General features: G+C 63.4%; 11 protein-coding genes. 4 read left to right on the top strand and 7 right to left on the bottom strand.

Annotated elements, in window-relative coordinates; all coding sequences use genetic code 11:
• Window positions 1-4 precede the first annotated feature (4 nt).
• Entirely contained in the window at window positions 5-2,854 is a 2,850-nt protein-coding gene (locus BLQ85_RS19885) for an ATP-binding protein (RefSeq protein WP_074579607.1), read from the top strand.
• Window positions 2,847-5,696: an ATP-binding protein gene (locus BLQ85_RS19880; protein WP_074579605.1), complete on the top strand. Its 2,850-nt coding sequence runs from the start codon at window positions 2,847-2,849 to the stop codon at window positions 5,694-5,696. Before BLQ85_RS19885 ends, BLQ85_RS19880 begins: the two co-directional genes overlap by 8 nt.
• Before the next feature lie 34 nt (window positions 5,697-5,730).
• On the opposite strand, the gene BLQ85_RS19875 is transcribed toward BLQ85_RS19880, so the two are convergent.
• Window positions 5,731-7,050 (bottom strand): MFS transporter, encoded by a 1,320-nt coding sequence (locus BLQ85_RS19875; protein ID WP_074579603.1) that lies wholly within the window; start codon window positions 7,048-7,050, stop codon window positions 5,731-5,733.
• Window positions 7,051-7,114: 64 nt separating this feature from the next.
• On the opposite strand from BLQ85_RS19875, the gene BLQ85_RS24645 reads away from it, so the two are divergent.
• On the top strand, window positions 7,115-7,276 hold the full coding sequence (locus BLQ85_RS24645) for a hypothetical protein (protein WP_175456159.1): 162 nt from the start codon (window positions 7,115-7,117) through the stop codon (window positions 7,274-7,276).
• On the opposite strand, the gene BLQ85_RS19870 is transcribed toward BLQ85_RS24645, so the two are convergent.
• Both BLQ85_RS19870 and glmS read right to left on the bottom strand, forming a co-directional pair.
• Window positions 7,273-8,265, bottom strand: coding sequence for an alpha/beta fold hydrolase (locus tag BLQ85_RS19870; protein WP_074579601.1), 993 nt, complete (start codon window positions 8,263-8,265; stop codon window positions 7,273-7,275). The genes BLQ85_RS24645 and BLQ85_RS19870 overlap by 4 nt on opposite strands.
• A 639-nt stretch (window positions 8,266-8,904) precedes the next feature.
• Window positions 8,905-10,755: a glutamine--fructose-6-phosphate transaminase (isomerizing) gene (gene glmS / locus BLQ85_RS19860; RefSeq protein ID WP_074579599.1), complete on the bottom strand. Its 1,851-nt coding sequence runs from the start codon at window positions 10,753-10,755 to the stop codon at window positions 8,905-8,907.
• Between the two features lie 135 nt (window positions 10,756-10,890).
• On the opposite strand from glmS, the gene BLQ85_RS19855 reads away from it, so the two are divergent.
• The gene (locus BLQ85_RS19855; RefSeq protein WP_074579598.1) at window positions 10,891-11,376 is read left to right on the top strand and encodes an Lrp/AsnC family transcriptional regulator; all 486 of its coding nucleotides are present in this window, start codon (window positions 10,891-10,893) and stop codon (window positions 11,374-11,376) included.
• On the opposite strand, the gene BLQ85_RS19850 is transcribed toward BLQ85_RS19855, so the two are convergent.
• From BLQ85_RS19850 to BLQ85_RS19835, 4 genes are read right to left on the bottom strand one after another with little or no spacing between them, the layout of a single operon-like run.
• On the bottom strand, window positions 11,373-12,029 hold the full coding sequence (locus BLQ85_RS19850; RefSeq protein ID WP_074579596.1) for an FABP family protein: 657 nt from the start codon (window positions 12,027-12,029) through the stop codon (window positions 11,373-11,375). The two genes, BLQ85_RS19855 and BLQ85_RS19850, sit on opposite strands and share 4 nt — an antisense overlap.
• Before the next feature lie 19 nt (window positions 12,030-12,048).
• Window positions 12,049-13,485, bottom strand: coding sequence for a DUF3999 domain-containing protein (locus tag BLQ85_RS19845; protein ID WP_074579594.1), 1,437 nt, complete (start codon window positions 13,483-13,485; stop codon window positions 12,049-12,051).
• Window positions 13,482-16,409: a DUF2339 domain-containing protein gene (locus BLQ85_RS19840; protein ID WP_074579593.1), complete on the bottom strand. Its 2,928-nt coding sequence runs from the start codon at window positions 16,407-16,409 to the stop codon at window positions 13,482-13,484. Before BLQ85_RS19840 ends, BLQ85_RS19845 begins: the two co-directional genes overlap by 4 nt.
• Window positions 16,410-16,469: 60 nt before the next feature.
• Complete coding sequence (locus BLQ85_RS19835; RefSeq protein WP_074579591.1) at window positions 16,470-17,405, bottom strand: LysR family transcriptional regulator; 936 nt, start codon at window positions 17,403-17,405, stop codon at window positions 16,470-16,472.
• Window positions 17,406-17,473: the final 68 nt, after the last annotated feature.

Below are 17,473 nucleotides of genomic sequence, written 5' to 3'. Positions count from 1 at the left end.
TCCCATGACAGACGCACGCGCTACTTCCCCGGATACCGCACTGTCGTTCGGCCCATTCCTGCTTTATCCACACCGTAAGCTGCTGATCGAAGCCGGCAAGCCGGTTCGGCTGGGAAGCCGAGCCATGGATCTGCTGATCGTCCTTGTTGACCGGGCCGGCGATGTCGTCAGCCGCGAGGAACTGGAGTCCTACGTCTGGCCCCGCACGGTGGTGGAGGCCACCAGTCTGCGCGTGCATATTTCCGCACTGCGAAAAGCGCTCGGCGATGGCGGCGTCAGTGAGCGCTACATTCTGAACGTGCCTGGCCGTGGATACAGCTTTGTCATGGCCATCAAGCATGCCGTAGAGCCTTCGCTCTCCACAGAAGCTGTGCCCAAGGCTGCTCCTGCGGTCATGCATAACCTGCCGATTCGACTGTCCAAGGTCATAGGGCGATCCGACGCGGTGTCCGACCTGCACAGGCATCTGGAGGCCAGGCGTTTCGTCTCCATCGTGGGGGCCGGGGGCATGGGCAAGACCACCGTGGCGCTCGCGGTTGCGGAAGAGCGACTGGCCAACTACGTCGACGGTGTGTGGTTCGTGGATCTCGCGCCCCTCACCGACGCCGCCCTGGTTTCGAACGCCTTGGCCTCCGTCTTGGGGATCTCGCTTCCAGCCAGGGACCCATTGCTCGCGTTGCGGTCTTACCTGGCCGAACGCCGGATGCTGATCGTCCTCGACAATTGCGAACATGTGATCGACGGTGCGGCACAACTGACCGAGCATATCGCCAGAAGCGCGCCTGACATCCATTTGCTCACGACAAGCAGGGAGCCGCTGAAATCCGAGGGCGAATGGGTATACCGGCTGGCCGCACTTGGCCTGCCGGATGTTTCGGTGTCCGATAGTCTTGAGCAGGCCATCAAGTACCCTGCGCTGCAGCTCTTTATCGAGCGTGCCACCGCAGACAACGATCGCTTTGCCGTGCTTCCCGATAACTATCCGCTGGTAGCCCATCTGTGCCAGCAACTGGACGGTATGCCGCTGGCTATTGAGCTGGCTGCCGGTCGCATCGACAGCCTTGGCCTGCGAGGCCTTGTCAATCGACTGGATGACATGTTCAGGCTGCTGCGCCGGGGGCGCCGTACCGCGCTGCCCCGTCATCAGACGCTGCAGGCGCTGCTCGATTGGAGCCACGACCTGCTCAATGAGTTCGAACGTATCGTGCTGCGGCGCCTGTCCGTGTTCAGCTCGTCGTTCGCTCTGGAATCAGCCATCAGCGTTGTTTCGTTCGATCACGTCGGGCCGTCGGACGTCATCGATAGCCTTGCCAGCTTGGCGGCCAAGTCGCTCGTGGTCACCGACACCAGCGGAAACGTCATTCAGTACCGTTTGTTGTCGACAACGCGCATTTATGCGAAAGAAAAACTCGAGGGCAGCGGTGAAGCCCGGCAACTTGCACGCCGCCATGCGCAACACTTTCAAGCATTCCTTGATCGCTCCCGCATGAAGAAAACCGAAATTCCGCGATCAGAATGGATGGCCATTTACGGCACGTGCCAGGACGACGTGCGCGCCGGGCTCGACTGGGCATTTTCCCCCGGAGGTGACGATCTTCTCGGCGTCATGTTGACATGTGCCGCGCTGGAACTAACTTACGAGCTGGACAATTTCGACATTCATCTGGCCCGCGTAAAAGTTGCCATGGAGGCCATGAGACGGGTGGCCGCACTACCCCCGGTTCTTGAATTGCGATTGCTTGCTTCTTTGTGTTTTTCCAACAGCCTGGCAGTCAGCAGTGCTGCCGGCCAGGAGGAAATCTTCACCCGCATCACTGCGCTGATCGAGGAGACCAACTCGCCGCGGTATACCGTGGAGGCGCTCTACAGCATGTGCACCCGCTCGTTCGGGTCTGGAGACTACAGAAGATCCAAGGAGGTCGCCGCACGCATTGGCCAAATAGCTGAGCATCCCTATGACCCCTCCGCCAAGCTGCTGTCGGACCGATTCATGATGCTCAGTTGCCACTACCTTGGCGAACACCAACAAGCTCGAGCGATCATTGAGCGCGTACTGGAGGATCCCGTCGACCACCCCTCCAGCCGCTATTACCATCAAATCTCCCCGCAAGTTTCCATGCGCATCATGCTCGCGCGCATCCTCTGGATCCAGGGGCTCGTAGACCAAGCCGTCGTGGTGGCGGAGCGCGCCGTCGAGTTGAGCGTCCATGAACACCCATCGGCCTACCCCTACGCAATGGCTTTCGCAGCGGTGCCGATTGCCATTTGGCGAGGTGACACTCGGGCCGAACTGTTACTAGGCTCATTGGGACAGTATGCCGTTCGCTATTCACAGAGCTATTGGCAAGCGTGGCACCGCGTTTTGCACATGGGCTGGGCTATGCATCGGCGTCCGATGGACGCCAACGACGTGCTGTCGGCGTTGAAAGATTCGTCCAACCCGGTCAGCTCGGACATGCTGGCCACGCTGTGTACCGATCTGGTGACGGTGGACAGCGTGCTCCGCGCTGAAAGCGGCATGGCTGGTTGGTGCGCGCCTGAAGTCCTGCGCGCGCAGGCTGAGAGCCTGTACAAGAAATCGGGGCCTTCTGGAATCCATGAAGCCGAGGCCATTCTGAACCGAGCCTTGCAATTGGCACAACAGCAACGCGCCTTGTCGTGGGAACTGCGTTGTGCGCACAGTCTGGCCAGGTTGTGGAGCTTTCGAGGAAACCTGGACAAAGGTCAAGCGCTTCTGGCGCGAACCTTGAATCAGTTTTCGGAAGGAGCTGAGACCGCAGACCACACCGCAGCCCGCTTGCTGATGCGTGAGCTGGAGTCGCAACTGGCGAGCAGCGTTGCACAGCATGCCTGACCGCAACAATATCGACAGCCGCAGGGCTGCCGCCGGTGATGCTGCCGATGGTGCCGCCTATGGACTCTATCAGTGGTTTCCCGCCGCGGGCGAACTCCATTTCGACGGGAAATTGCTGGCGTTGGACGGTGGGGACCTGGCGATCTTGTCCGTCCTGGTCGAGCAGTCTGGCGAAGCGGTGAGCCGATCCGCGCTGGCCATGCATATGGGCGCTTTGGTTGCGGGGAGCAACAACCGGTTGTGGTCCCGCATTGCCGGGCTTAACAGGCGTTTGAAAGCGCTGTCTCCGGCTGCGGGCTACATCGCTTTCCACCCCGCACAAGGATTCAGCTTGGTGTTGCCCGCCTCGGTGGGAGTGGAGGCCGTCGACGGGCCTGAGACCGCCTCACACCGGTCATCGCGCCTACCCGCGAGGCGAGCACCGGTGTTCGGGCGCGAAGAGGCCATTCACCAAGTTGCCGCCAAGCTGTCTCAGCACCGCCTGGTCACCGTCCTGGGAGCGGGGGGGCTGGGAAAAACGACCTTGGCCATTGCGACTGCGCAACTGTTGAGCACAGGCTACGCCGATGGCGTGAGTTTCGTCGACTTGGCGCCCATCACGGAGCCCCGGCTGCTGGTAGGCACCATCGCCTCGGCCATGGAAGTAGACATGGTTTCGGATGCGACGGTCCTGATCAATCTGATGCGCGGAAAGCATCTGTTGCTGGTGCTGGACAGCTGCGAACACATCGTGGGACCCGTGGCGAATCTGGTCGAGAAAATCTTGTCGGCGTGCCCGCAGGTTCATGTCCTCGCGACCAGCCGGGAGCCGCTGAAGTCGCTCGGTGAGCGCCTGCACCGTCTGGATCCGATGGGTTTGCCCGATATCGAGAACCATCTGTCGGCAAACGAAGCATTGAACTTCCCGGCCATTCAGCTATTCACCCAGGCCGCGCGTCGGAGTGCACCAGACTACCAATTAACGGACGGCAACGTTGCATCCGCGGTGGCCTTATGCCGGCAGCTGGATGGCATACCACTGGCGATCGAGCTGATCGCGGCTTACGCACCCACCCTGGGAACCGAAGCGCTTGTGGGGCAGATGCAAATACATTTACTGGCCCTTGCCAACCCCGTCCATCGAGGACCTGAGCGACACCGGACCTTGGCCCGCATGTTGGACTGGAGCTACGGATTGCTCTCCGGGCTGGAGCAGACTGTGTTTCGCCGACTGGCCATCTTTCCAAGAGGCTTCCATCTGGATGCAGCCAGTCGGGTAGTCTCGTTCCAGGAAGACGACCCCGACGAGATTACCGAAACCATACTGAACCTGATAGCCAAGTCGTTGCTTGCCAGCAGCGACGCCCGGGGCCATGCGGTGCTCAGATTGCTAGATACCAGCCGCGCTTACGCGAGGGAAAAATTGGCCCTGAGTTCCGAACACGACGCAGTGGCACGGCAACATGCGCTGTATGTGCGCGATGTCCTGCGCGATGCCGAAAAGGTATGGACGACTTTACCGAGGCAAGAATGGCGACGAACCTACAGCTTCTATGCCGACGACCTGCGGGCCGCCTCAAATTGGGCTTTTTCCTCTCAGCGTGACATCCGCCTCAGCCTGGAATTGGCTTTGTCTGCGGTCGCCCTGGGAACCCAGACCACACTGCTGCTGGAGTATGACGAGTGGGCCAACAAAGCGGTGGAAGCCCTCCCCCGAATACCTGACGCCGACCCAGAGACCGTGATACGCCTGTTGTCCATCCCGCTATTACTGCCGCACAAGCTACCCCAGGACCAGCAAGTGCATGCAGAGCGTTTGAACCGGGCTATCGCCATGTCGTACGCTGCCGACATGCCTGAACTGGCCGCTGCTCCCATGATCGTACATTTCAGCATTGCGCTCCAGATGGCCGAGTACATGGAGAGTGAATATTGGTCACGGGAGATGCTTCGTGTGGCAGTGGTTGCAATGGATCCGGTATGCAAATTGATAGGCTCCAGGATGTTGGCGCAGTCGCTGCATTTTCAGGGTCGGTACGCCGAAGCGGTAGAACCGATCCAGTATGTGTACGCCAACCAAGCACTCGGAATTCCGATTAAATACTATGGGTCTTATGTGGCGATGGGTGTTTCGATCCGCATCGTCATGGCCCGGGAGCGATGGATCATGGGGATGCCGGAGCAGGCCGAGGAACTTGTTCAAGAGGCCCTGGCTCTGACCCACGATGACAATTCGGCGGTTCTCTGCCAGGTCTATGCGCTCGCGGCCATTCCCATCGCAGTATGGCGAGGGGATATGGTGGCGGCGCGCACAAGGCTAAGTTGCCTTCGACAAGTGGCGCGCAGCTTTAATTTCAGTTTCTGGCAGGAGTGGGAGACGGCCTTCAGTCTTGCTGTTGAGACCGACGGCGGGATATCCTCCCGGCTTCAAAGCCTGGTTGAGGCCACGGAGCCGTCCAGCGCGAAGATGCGCGACCACCTGTGTACTTTCAATACCGCCTTGCTGGGGCAAGACACGCTCAGGCGTGTGCGTGCCGGCTCGCTCGGGTGGTGTGCTCCCGAGGCACTGAGGAGTCAGGCAGAGGCATTGCTGCAATCCGGTGACGCTGCAGCATTTTCGCCGGCATGCTTGCTACTGGAAGAGGCCAAAGCGTTGGCGAAGCAACAAGGCGCGCTGGCTTGGGAGCTGCGCGCGACAACGAGCCTGGCGCGGGTTTGGGGCTTGGGCGGCAGGTATGAGCAGGCACACGAAGCGCTTGCGGCAATTTACGCGCGGTTCCAGGAAGGGCATGGCACTGGAGACCTGAGAGCTGCGGCATCGTTGTTGGCCGAGCTGGCGCAAAAAAGATCCGCATCCAACTGAGTTCTTGCCGCTGAGGATCGCACCCCCACCTGGCTCAGATCGGGTCAAACGTCAGCAGCGCCAGGGTCGCAACGAGCGCAGCAGCAATGATTGAGAACATAGCGACGGGCCCAGCGCTTTTCAGGACCGGCAGCAGCACAAATGGCAGCAACGCGGCACCTATACGGTTGAAAGTCCACGCGGTGGCGATCGCCCAGGCCCTGACGCGGGTGGCAAACAGATCTGCCACATACAAGTTCAAGGCTGGAACGTACAAAGCAAAACAAATGCTGAAAAGCAGGCTGGCAGCGGCCAGCGGCAACAGGGTTTGGCTCACGGAGAACATGGCCCCGGCCACCAGCATGGTTGCTGCGCATACCGCCAACACCAATCGCCGTGGCACATGATCCACCACGGCGGAGGCGATCAATGAACCGATCGTCGGACCCATGGTGGAAACGGCGATGTACAACAGGGTATCGGAGAGCTGGAAGCCTTTTTGCACCAGCAAAGCACCCGACACCAGAATGAACCCGACGCTAAACCACGGACTGAGGAAATTGAGCGAATACACCAGAGCCAAACGCACACCATGCCGGCTGCGAGGTGTTTTCCAATCTGTCGCCTGGTAGGTAGAGGATCCGTCGCTCACGCGGGAGCGCAGCCTGATGGCGGTCGGCGAGGCAGCCCAACGCGACGCACTTGCATCCGAACGCTGGCCCGGCGACTGTCCTTGTTGACCTTCCCGCAGCCATCGGGGCGATTCGGGAAGCCACAGGAAAAATACGGCGGTGATCGCTGCTCCCAATGAGCCGGCCACGAAAGCCCAGCGCCATGATTCCATCCCCAGAGGCTGAAGCGACGCCGTCACACGAATCAAAAAGATGCCCAGCGGCGGGCCCAGGAAGGCCAGCGCGGAGACTATAAACAACAGCATGCCCCGCCGAGAAGCCGGCATGATTTCTGCCAGATAAGCCACCATCAATGGGGGGAACGCCCCCAGCGCGACACCGGACAAACCGCGAAAAATTCCAAGCGGCAACGCCTCCGCACTGTATGCGGCACCAAGCGATGCCAGAGACAGCCACGCCAGACAGCCCGCCAGCACAAGCCGCCGGCCATATCTGTCAGCCAGCCAACCGCAGGTGGGTGCACCGATGATGGCGCCTATATACACAGACGAAAGAAGCCAGGCAAGTTCCGGAGCCGGTATCTGATGAGGCGGCGCTGAAAAAACGGCGGACAAAACACTGCCCATCGATATCTCGAACAGATCAAATGCAAAGGCAACTATACAAACCAGCAACGCAATCACTTGCAGGCGGGAGATGCGTTCTGGAGGTGAGGTGATGCTTGCGTCGGAAGTCAATGGCATCGGAGAGTTCGATTCGTACCGGTCAATGGTGTCGCATGATAACGTGTAGCTATTGATTGAGGCCATGACCTCCAGCTACGCAGCACCTGCGATGAGCAGCATACGCACCGAATTGACTGACCAGCCGCCGCAGCTTGCCGAAGCTGCCGTTCAGTGCACCATCTGGTACGTGGCCGGCTACCGCAGAGCCATGGCTGGTTGGCACGAATGCACGATCCGTGCCTAACCCAGGAACTGCAGCAGCTCAGGGATCACCTGATCAGGCGCTTCTTCCATCAGCCAATGGCCGGAGCCCTTCACGACCACGCCTTTGACATCGTTCGCAACGAGCCGGCCTTGCTCGATCAAAAAAGTACCCCCGGCCTTCTCGCCCGAGAGCACCAGCATGGGCATGGTGAGCTTGGCACTGCCCAGCGCCGCAAAGTCGGAGGCATCTTTTTCAAAATTCTTGAAGTACTCAAAGCCTGCGCGCATGCCTCCCTCTTGCGCATAGGCGCTTGCGTAAAGGCGGCGATCGGCTTCGGACACCGAGCGCTTGGGGTTGGCCGCAAAGTCATTCCAGAAGTGTTCGAAGTAGATTCGTTCACGTCCTTTGACGAGCGCCAGCGGCGTCGGTCCGTGGAAATGGAAATGCCACAAATCACGCAGGAGCCAGACATTTGTCCAGTTGCCGATGCCCGGCAAGAACGCGTCCATCAGCACCACGCGGCTGGTTTCGCCCGGGAACTGAGCGGCATAAGCGTACGCCACCATGAGCCCAATGTCATGGCCCACAACAGCGACGTTGTTAATGCCCAGCGATTTCACAAGTTCATGGATATCTACGGCCATGTTCTTCTTGTCGTAGCCACCTTCTGGCTTGGCCGATCCGCCGGCGCCGCGAAGGTCGGGGACGATCACAGTATGGGTCTTCGCAAGTTGCGGCATCAACGGATTCCACATGTGGCTGGTCTCCGCATAGCCGTGCAGAAGCACGACAGCCGGGCCGCCGCCACCCACACGATAGTGAATTCGCGTGCCGTTGACGTCGGCATTGCGCGCCACAAAACCGGGCACTCGGCCTTCATTGGCGACCGGAGCAGATGCAGCGACCGCCGGCCAGGCAGTGGCCATCAGACCGATGGAAGCCCCGCTCAGGATGGCTACGTTGGCCAGGATGCTGCGGCGAGTGAAAGGGATTGGGGAGGAACGATCGGCTTTGGCGGGGTCAGTCATTGCATGTCCAAACATTGGTTGAGAAGGTCTCATTCTTTAATCCAACTGCTCGCAGGCCATCTTTCGGATGAACAAGGACTTCCCTGTCCGCTTGGGCTAGCAAAATCTCTGCCTTTTGGCCTATTGGTGGATCTTTGCCACAGTTTTTGGTTTGCCGGACCCTCCCACGACTCGACACGGGGTATCTTCACTGTGTTGCGAGCCAGGCCTGTACGCCTGGAAATCTCGCGGATGGACATCTGATCCCGCAATGCCCAACGTCTGATGACATTCAATGTCGCCCCTCGGGTCAGACTTCAGCGGAATTCAACACGCTAGAGCTGTGTTTACGACTTTGATTACTCAGAATATAAGTGCGCTTGCGCGCACCGTAACCGTCATTCGACGGTCACGCTCTTTGCAAGATTGCGAGGGGAGAGGCTTGTGTGGCCGCGTAACTTCGCTTCGCGAAGTGAGCGTCCCCCAAACCAATAAACCTGGCGGCTGCGCCGGGCGGCGTTCCACGCCGCCCCAAACCCGTCACTCTACGGTGACGGATTTGGCCAGGTTGCGGGAGAGGGTTTGTGTGGCCGCATAACTTCGCTGCGCGAAGTGAGCGTCCACCAAACCCCGCAGTGCGCTAGCGCGCACCTGTGACCGTCATTCGACGGTCACAGACTTTGCCAAGTTGCGGGGTTTATCCACATCCGTCCCCCGCGCCACAGCGGTGTGATACGCCAGCAACTGCAGCGGCACCACATGCAGCAGCGGGCTGAGCGCGCCGTAGTGCTCAGGCATGCGGATCACGTGCAGGCCTTCGCCGCTTTCGATGTGGCTGTCGGCGTCGGCGAGGACGTAGAGAACGCCGCCGCGGGCGCGGACTTCCTGCATATTGCTTTTGAGTTTTTCGAGCAGCGCGTCGTTGGGCGCGACGGTGACCACGGGCATCTCGCTGGTGACCAGGGCCAGGGGGCCGTGCTTGAGTTCACCGGCGGGGTAGGCCTCGGCGTGGATGTAGCTGATTTCCTTGAGCTTGAGCGCGCCTTCCAGCGCGATGGGGTAGTGCAGGCCGCGGCCCAGGAAGAGCGCGTTTTCCATTTTGGCGAAGTCTTCGGCCCAGCTGATGACTTGCGGCTCCAGGGCCAGCACGGCTTGCAGGGCGGCGGGCAGGTGGCGCATGGCTTTCAGATGGCCGGCTTCCTCTTCCTCGCTGAGCTTGCCTTTGCTTTGGGCCAGGGCCAGCGTGAGCAGGAAGAGGCCGGCGAGCTGGGTGGTGAAGGCTTTGGTCGATGCCACGCCGATCTCGACGCCGGCGCGCGTGATATAGGCGAGTTTGCACTCGCGCACCATGGCCGAGGTGGCGACGTTGCAGATGGTCAGGGTCTGCGTCATGCCCAGGCTTTGCGCGTGGCGCAGCGCGGCCAGGGTGTCGGCGGTTTCGCCGCTCTGGGTGATGGTAACGACCAGGGTCTTGGGGTTGGGCACCGACGTGCGGTAGCGGTATTCGCTGGCCACCTCGACCTGGGTAGGGATGCCGGCGATGGACTCAAGCCAGTACTTGGCGGCACAGCCGCTGTAGTAGCTGGTGCCGCAGGCGAGGATGAGGACGGAGTCGATTTCTTTGAAGACGCGGAAGGCCTGGTCGCCGAAAAGCTCGGGGACTATGCCCTCGACGCCTTCGAGCGTGTCGGCGATCGCGCGCGGCTGCTCGAAAATTTCTTTCTGCATGTAGTGGCGGTAGGGGCCGAGTTCGGCGGCGCCGCTGTGGGCCTGCACAGTCTTGACCTCGCGCTGCGCGGGCTTGCCGTCCTTGCCGACGATCCAGTACTTGCCGAGCTGGATGTCGACCATGTCGCCTTCTTCAAGGTAGACGATCTGGTCGGTCACGCCGGCCAGGGCCATGGCGTCGCTGGCCAGGAAGTTCTCGCTTTTGTCCTTGCCCACGCCCAGGATCAGCGGCGAGCCGGCGCGCGCGCCGACGACGCGGTGCGGTTCGTCCTTGCAGAAGGCGGCAATCGCGTAGGCGCCGTGCAGCTGCGCGACGGTGGCCTTGAGGGCTTCGAACAGGTCGCCGTCATACAGGCTGTCCATCAAATGCACGATGACTTCGGTGTCGGTCTGGCTTTCGAAGGCATAACCCTTGGCTTTCAGGCCTTCGCGCAGCTCTTCGTAGTTTTCGATGATGCCGTTGTGCACCAGCGCGACCTTGCCGGGCTTGGCTTGCGATGCGGCGCCGCTGCCGTGGCTGAAGTGCGGATGGGCGTTGTGCACGGCGGGCGCGCCGTGGGTGGCCCAGCGGGTGTGGGCGATGCCGGTGCCGCCTTCGAGTTTGTCGGCGCTCACTTGCTCCTGCAGTTCGGCCACGCGAGAGGTGCTGCGCGCGCGCTTAAGGCCATCGGCATAAACGGCGACACCACAGGAGTCATAACCGCGGTATTCGAGGCGCTGCAAGCCCTGCACCAGGATGGGAACGATATTTCGGGTCGAAACGGAAGCAACAATGCCGCACATGGGGAGGTCTCCTGAAGAACGATGTGTGGATGCTACGTGCTTGTTATTTTTTGATGTGATTGATTTTTCCTATTTTATGGAATTTAATTTCACATTTCTTTGGTGATTGAATTTAATTTCATTTAAAGTCGATTCATGGAACAAATAGCACTCGATGAGACAGACCTCAAGCTGCTGGACAGCCTGCAAAGCGATGCCTCGCTGAGCAACCAGGCGCTGGCCGAGCGGGTCCATATCTCGCCGCCCACCTGCTTGCGCCGCGTCAAGCGCCTGCGCGATGCGGGCCTGGTGGAGTGCGATGTCGCGCTGCTCAATGTCGACAAGCTGGCCGCCATCACCGGCCATGGGCTCACGGCACTCGTGGAGATCACACTGGAGCGGCAAGGCGCCGAGCAGCAGGAGGCCTTTGAGGCGCGTGTGGTGCTCGACGAGGCGGTGCAGCAGTGCTACCGCGTCTCGCCGGGGCCGGACTTCATGCTGGTGGTGCACGTGGCCGACATGCCGCGCTACCTGGCGCTGGCGCAGCGGCTGTTTACCAGCGACGCGAATGTGCGCAACGTGAAGGCGTTTTTCAGCACGCGGCGCGCGAAGTTTGCGCCGCGGGTCTTGCTGGCACCCTAGGCGCTGCCGCCCTGCTGTTTCGCCAGCGCCTTGGGATTGAGCGCGGGCTCGCCGACCTTGACCAGGGTGTTGCGGTCGGTGTGGTCAAAGGGCTGGTCACGGCCCTCTATCTGTAGCACCGTGGTCTGGAAGTAAGACCAGCTGCCGTCGGCATTGAGCGTGACGGCAATGCGCCAGGCCAGCGTGGTGAAAGCGTGTTCGATAAAGGGGTTGGACACGATGCCATTGGTCAGGCTGCCGCGCTCGGAGACCAGCTCGAACTGCGTGGCATCGGCGGCCACCTTGCCGCTGGCCATGGCCACCTGGCCGCGCGGAATCGCGAGCGTGTGATAGACCGTGCTGGTGGCGGGCTCCCACAGCCAATAGCCCACTTGATCGTGGTAAGTCTTGGTGAAGCCGGGCTTGTGAATAAAGGTGTGATAACGCAAGCCATACAGTGCCTGCGGGCCGTTGGTCTGCGCGTCTATGGGGTGCAGTTCGTAGCGTTCGATATAAGCCTGCGTCTTGGTGCCGGTGGCCACGGGTTTGACGTCGGCGCCGCGCGCGCCCTCCCAAATGCCGGCCATGGCGCGCAGCGGGCCCAGGTTGGCCAGGGTGTCGGGGTCGACCTCGGGTTCGGTGTAGATGTCTTTGGGGAAGGTGTCGTTACTCATAGTGAATGTCCGGGCAAGGTCAGGCGGTCTTTTTGGTTTGTTTGAGCAGGCCCCAGGCCATGCCGGCCAGGGCCAGCACGCCCAGCAGCAGGATGCCCCAGAGCACCAGGCTGCGCGTGGGCAAACCGTCGGCCGGCGGCGCGGCGGGCACCAGCGGGCCGCCCAGGACTGCGCTGCCGCTAGCCTCGGCCTTGGACGCATCGGCCCGCGCGAGGGGCAGCGTGTTTTCCTGCGAGGGCTGGTAGTTCGGGATCAGGCTGGCCATGGGCAGGAAAGCGCCCGCGGCGCCGGCCGGGCCCGCCAGCCCGGCGGCCAGCGTGAACGGGCCCTGGCCGCTGGCCAGGAACACGACTTGCGCGGGCTCGAACTGCAGGCTGATCTCGGGCGCGGTGGCAAAACCCGGCGTCTTGGCGTCGGCTTCTATCTTCACTTCGCGCACCGAGGCGCCGCCTATCTCCACCGGGCCGCTGGCCTGCTCCTTGCCGGCCGCGCCCAGGCGGTAGACCACCGTGGTGGCCAGCAGGGCCCAGGGCTGCTCGCGGTGGTTGCGGCCCAGCACGCGGATAGGCACCAGCACATTGCTGCCCTGCGGCGTGATTTTGAGCGCGGCCACCGGCGTGGCAAAGGGCAGCGCGAAGACCAGCTCATGCGCGTTGGTGAGTGCGGGCGCGGCCATGCTCGCGCTGACGCGCTGGCGCACGGCGGTGCTTTGCGAAGTAAGCAGCGTGGCGCCGCGCACGGTGACGGCGGCGGTGCCCCAGCTGATGCGCAGGTAGTGGTCCTTGAGGTCGGCCATGGCCAGGTCCAGGCGGGAGTCGCCCAGGCTGGCCGCGGAGGCCGAGGCATCGGCGCGGTAGAGCACGGTGTCAGCCAGCGGGCGCCAGCTTTTGAGGTCCTTGCTGGCCTGCACGTTAAACGTGACGGGCTGGCCCACCGGCAGGTCGGCGTCCAGCGTCATGCCGGCCGCGGGCTCCTTGAGCTTGCGCACATCGATCAGCGCGCCCAGCACTTTTTGCGGCCCGGCCGCGGCGGTGGTGGTGCTGCCACCCGTGTTCAGTTGCACCACACGTTTGCCCTGGCGCTCTTCGATGCGCAGCGACAGGCCTTCGAGCCCCGTGGCGGCGGCGGACTCCGCGCCCAGGATGGGATAGGCGGGCAGCTTGACGCTGTGCTCCTGCGTGGAGGTCTGCGTCGGCACGCTGGCCAGCGCCATGGGCACGGGCTGGCCGGCCGCGTTGAAGAGGCGCAGGTCGGCATAAGCCGCGTTTTGCAGCCGCACCAGTGCCTCGGCCGGCAGCAGCAGGCGCTGCAGCGGGGCGTCGGCCGGCGTGACGGGAATGCGGATGGCATAGGACTTTGCGTTGCCGGCGTCCGGCGGATCGGCCGCCAGCAGCGGCATGGCCAGCCCCGCCGAGAGGGTGAGCGCCAGCAGGCGGGCGTAGGGATGTGTCTTCATGGCTGGGCCTCTTCTTTCAGGTCTGGGGCATGGGGCAGCGGGGCGGCCTGCGCCTTGGGCGGCAGCGGCGCGAAATAGCCGACCACCAGCATCAGCACGCCGACCACGATGAAGGCGATGATGCGCTCGGCACCGCCGGCGTTGGACAAATCGATGAGCAGCAGCTTGACCACCACCAGGCCCAGCAGGCCCGCGCCCACCAGCCACAGCGGCCGCTGCACGCGGCGGTGCGCCAGCACCATCAGGGTCAACGCCAGCAAGGTCCACAAAATCGCATAGCCCGTCTGCACCACAAAACTTGCGAACAGTGCGTCGGCATCCCAGCGCACGCCGAAGAAGTGGTGGGCAACGCGCAGCCAGACAGTGTTGACCGCGATAAACACCAGCAGGGCCAGCGCCACCAGCGCGTTGCGGCCCGTGGCCCAGGCCGCGCCGGCCGGCGGCGGCGCGGCCGTCACCAGCACGCGGCGCCAGAACACCAGCGCGCCCAGCGCGAGCGCCAGGGCCAGGTCGGTGGGGTTGAGCAGCGGGATGTAAGGCAGGGGCGCGGTGTGACCCGAGGAGTGCACGGCAGCAAGCAGCGTGCCCCAGAAGACCAGCACCGCCAGCGGCAGGGCTGCCAGCCAGTAATAGGCCTGCGCATGCGGATGGAGCGGCCAGGCAAAGCCCTGGCGCTGCGCCTGCCGGTTGGCCTTGCCGGCCCAGGTGGCCAGCAGCATGAGCACGGCGATGGCGCTGACCAGCAGCACCACGCCGGCCCAGGAGGTGCGCCAGAGTTCGGCCTTGCCTATGCCCGACCACAGGCAGTCGGCCAGCAGCACGGTGACCAGCCAGGCACCCGCCGCATGCAGAAAGCCGAAAGGCGATGCGCGGCCCTCGCTGCCGGGCAGGACGGGAGCCTGCGCCAGGCGATCGGTCTGCCGCAGCATCCAGTAGTGCAGCACCAGCACCACCGGCCAGACGGCCCAGGCCGGCGTGGCCAGCACGCGGTAGCCTTCGCCGGCTTGCGCCAGGTAGCCCAGTGCCAGCACGGCAACGCTGATGCGCGCGGGCCAGGTCGCGACCGGCCACTGCTTCTTCAGGCCCAGCAGCATGGACAGGGCCGCGCTGGCGACGACGGCCAGCATCATGAGCAGGCCGGTGGTGCGCTCGCTGAAGACATGTTGGGGCATGGCGTCGGCCTCCAGGGCCGGCACGCGACGCGCGATTTCAAGCAGCCAGCCCAGGCACCAGAAGAAAAAGCCATAGAGGTAGACGGGCACGCTGAGCTGCGATTCCACACCCGCATAGCCCTTGGCCCAGGACGACTCGCTGTGCGGCAACGGCTTGCGCAGCCACCAGGCCAGCTGCAGCGCGGGCAAGGCGATCAGCATCGCGCCTATGAAGGCCGGGTTGCCGAAAGGAATGGCGTAGACGTGGTGGCCCAGGCCGCCGGCCGCGCCGTCAAGCCCGCCAAGGAAGGCCATGGCCGCGACGCCTTGCAGCAGCAGGCCGAAAGCGCGCGCCATCCAGCGCGCCTGGCGCATGCCGACCCAGAAGGCGCCCGCGCCCTCCAGTGCCCAGACAGCGGAGGTCCACTGGGCATCGAGCGCCAGCGGCACCGCCAGCGTGGCAAAGCCCACGCCCACGGCGATGAAACATTCAATCAGCAGGCGGTAGCCGGCCAGCGCGCGCCGCGCCAGCAGCATGGCCGCCAGCAGGTAGAGCGCGGCAAAGCCCAGGGCCGAGAAGGCCGTGCCCAGCTCCATGCCGCGCACCAGCCCGGCCTGCAGGCCGAAGCCCGCCAGCGGCGTGCCGAATACCAGCATGGTGTCGACCGCATTGCCCAGCCGGGTCGGCGTGTTGCGCGCATACAGGATGGCGGTGAACAGGTAGATCAGCACAAAGCCTATGAGAAAGGGCTGCGCGCTGGCGTAGTGCGCGGGCGCGTACTTGAGCACACCCCAGGCCGTGGCCACGCCGAAGGTGGCGATAAAACCGACCACATTGAGGACGCGCCAGGAGCGCTTGTGGGCGATGAACAGGATCGCCAGGTTGAGCACCGTGTAGTAGCTGAAGAGCCCCACATGGCTGCCCTGCCCGGTCGACAGCAGCAGCGGCGCGGCAAAGCCGCCGGCAAAGGCCGCCACCGCGAGCGCGCGCGAATCCTGCAGCAGTGCCAGCGCGCAGCTCAGGCCGCAGACGATGATCATCAGCGCAAAAGCCGGCAGGGGCTCCAGCAGGCCGTAAAGGCGAAAGGCCGCGAACACCGTGAGGTACATCACCGCCACGCCGGCGCCCTGCAGCGCGAGCGCGAAGCCGGGCTTGTCGTGGCGCTTGCGAAAGCCCACGGCCAGCAGCGCGATGGCCGCCGCGCCTATGACCGCCAGGCGCAGCTCGACCGGGAACAGCCCGGCCGACGCGGCATAACGCGCGAGGAACGACAGGCCTATGAACAGGATGACCAGGCCCACGCGAACAATGGTGTTGCCGCCCAGGAACCAGTTCTTGGCGGCGAGCAGGGCCAGCTCCACGGCATTGGGTTCGGCTGGTTTGTAGGCGGGCCGAGCAGCAGCGGTAGGGGCGGCGGGCGCCGCGGCGGCCTGCGCGCGCGGCAGGCCGTTGGGAGCCAAGTCCGGCGCCTGTGCTGCTTCGTTGTCGGCGGCGCTGGCTGGTGGTGGAGGAACGGGAACAGGCAGCGGCGATGGAACCGCCGGCGCATGAGCGTCTTCAATATTTGAGGGCGCGGCCGAAGCCTGGCGCACGGCGGGCGCCGCCGGCTGCGGCGCTTTTTTCCAGGCGGCCTGCACTTCGGCCCGCACGGCCCAGCGCAGCGACAGGCCGGCAAAAAAGCCGAGGAAGGCGCCGATAAAAACGCCGGCATCGCCATAACCCGGCCAGAACCAGCCCAGGATGGCGCCCCACACAATGCTCCAGATGATCATGGCCCAGCCCCTCCCCTTTTTATGGATGGGGCTGATAGTACTTGATGGGGTCGGTGTGCCTCAGACGCCGACCGACGCGTCGCGAAGGGCCTGGATTTTGCCGGCGGGTGCGGCCTTGGGCTCTGCCTGTGCACGTGCCCGTTCGCGCGCGGTCTCCCAGAAGGCCCGCGCCAGCGGCGAGAGTTTGGCCACGTCCAGGCAGGCCAGGCCCACGGTGCGCGGCTGGGCCGGCAGCAGCGGCCGGTAGACCACACCCTCGGGCGCGTCGGGCAGCGCCAGCCGCGCGGCGACCGAGACCGCCAGGCCCCGCTGCACAAACTGCAGGATGGAGATGATCTGGGTGAAGTGGTAAAGCACCTTGGGCAAGGTGATGTTTTTCTGCAGGATGGGCACGATGACCGGGCCGCAGCCGGCTTCGGTCAGCACAAAGTCCAGCCCGTTGAGCGCATTGACGGGCACGGCCTTGTGCGCGGCCAGCGCATGGCCGGCGGGCAGGATGGCGACAAACTCGTCCTGCACCAGCGGCAGCACCTCGAAGCGTTCATCGGGCACCACAACAAAACCGAGCTCCACGCGCTTTTGCAGCAGCCACTCGTCGATGACCTCGTCGCTTTCCTCCTCGATGCGCACCTGCGCCCCGGGGTGGGCCTGCTTGAAGGCGGCCAGCAGCGGCGGCAACAGGTTGACGGTGGAGGTGGGGCCGAAAGAGCCTATGCGCAACGTGCCGGTCTTGAGTTCTTTTGCATCGCCCAGCTCCTGCGCCATGGTGGCGGCCAGGGCCGTCATCTCGCGGGCGCGCAGCAGCAGGCGCTCGCCGGCGTCGGTCATGGACACGCCGGAGGCATCGCGCAGCGCGAGCTTGACGCCGAATTCGGTCTCCAGCGCGCGCAGCGCATGGCTGACGGCCGACTGGGTGGTGCCCAGGCGCATGGCCGCGCGCGAGAAGCTGCGGCATTCGTCCAGGGTGATCAGCACTTCGAGCTGGGCCAGGGTCATGGTGAACAGGTCTTCATGAGTAAATACTCATTTGATAGTGAGTGATTTAACAATTAATCTCATGCATC

The sequence above is a fragment of the Polaromonas sp. JS666 genome (assembly GCF_900103405.1).
Classification (GTDB): domain Bacteria; phylum Pseudomonadota; class Gammaproteobacteria; order Burkholderiales; family Burkholderiaceae_C; genus Polaromonas.
The sequence above is the reverse complement of the archived record's forward strand: the minus strand, read 5'-3'. Positions and strand labels throughout refer to the sequence as shown.

Excerpts from the sequence above, each read along its gene's own strand:
- BLQ85_RS19885 (WP_074579607.1), top strand. The coding sequence starts at position 5 with ATGACAGACGCACGCGCTACTTCCCCGGATACCGCACTGTCGTTCGGC.
- BLQ85_RS19880 (WP_074579605.1), top strand. The coding sequence starts at position 2,847 with ATGCCTGACCGCAACAATATCGACAGCCGCAGGGCTGCCGCCGGTGAT.
- BLQ85_RS19875 (WP_074579603.1), bottom strand. The coding sequence starts at position 7,050 with ATGCCATTGACTTCCGACGCAAGCATCACCTCACCTCCAGAACGCATC.
- BLQ85_RS24645 (WP_175456159.1), top strand. The coding sequence starts at position 7,115 with ATGACCTCCAGCTACGCAGCACCTGCGATGAGCAGCATACGCACCGAA.
- BLQ85_RS19870 (WP_074579601.1), bottom strand. The coding sequence starts at position 8,265 with ATGACTGACCCCGCCAAAGCCGATCGTTCCTCCCCAATCCCTTTCACT.
- glmS (WP_074579599.1), bottom strand. The coding sequence starts at position 10,755 with ATGTGCGGCATTGTTGCTTCCGTTTCGACCCGAAATATCGTTCCCATC.
- BLQ85_RS19855 (WP_074579598.1), top strand. The coding sequence starts at position 10,891 with ATGGAACAAATAGCACTCGATGAGACAGACCTCAAGCTGCTGGACAGC.
- BLQ85_RS19850 (WP_074579596.1), bottom strand. The coding sequence starts at position 12,029 with ATGAGTAACGACACCTTCCCCAAAGACATCTACACCGAACCCGAGGTC.
- BLQ85_RS19845 (WP_074579594.1), bottom strand. The coding sequence starts at position 13,485 with ATGAAGACACATCCCTACGCCCGCCTGCTGGCGCTCACCCTCTCGGCG.
- BLQ85_RS19840 (WP_074579593.1), bottom strand. The coding sequence starts at position 16,409 with ATGATCATCTGGAGCATTGTGTGGGGCGCCATCCTGGGCTGGTTCTGG.
- BLQ85_RS19835 (WP_074579591.1), bottom strand. The coding sequence starts at position 17,405 with ATGACCCTGGCCCAGCTCGAAGTGCTGATCACCCTGGACGAATGCCGC.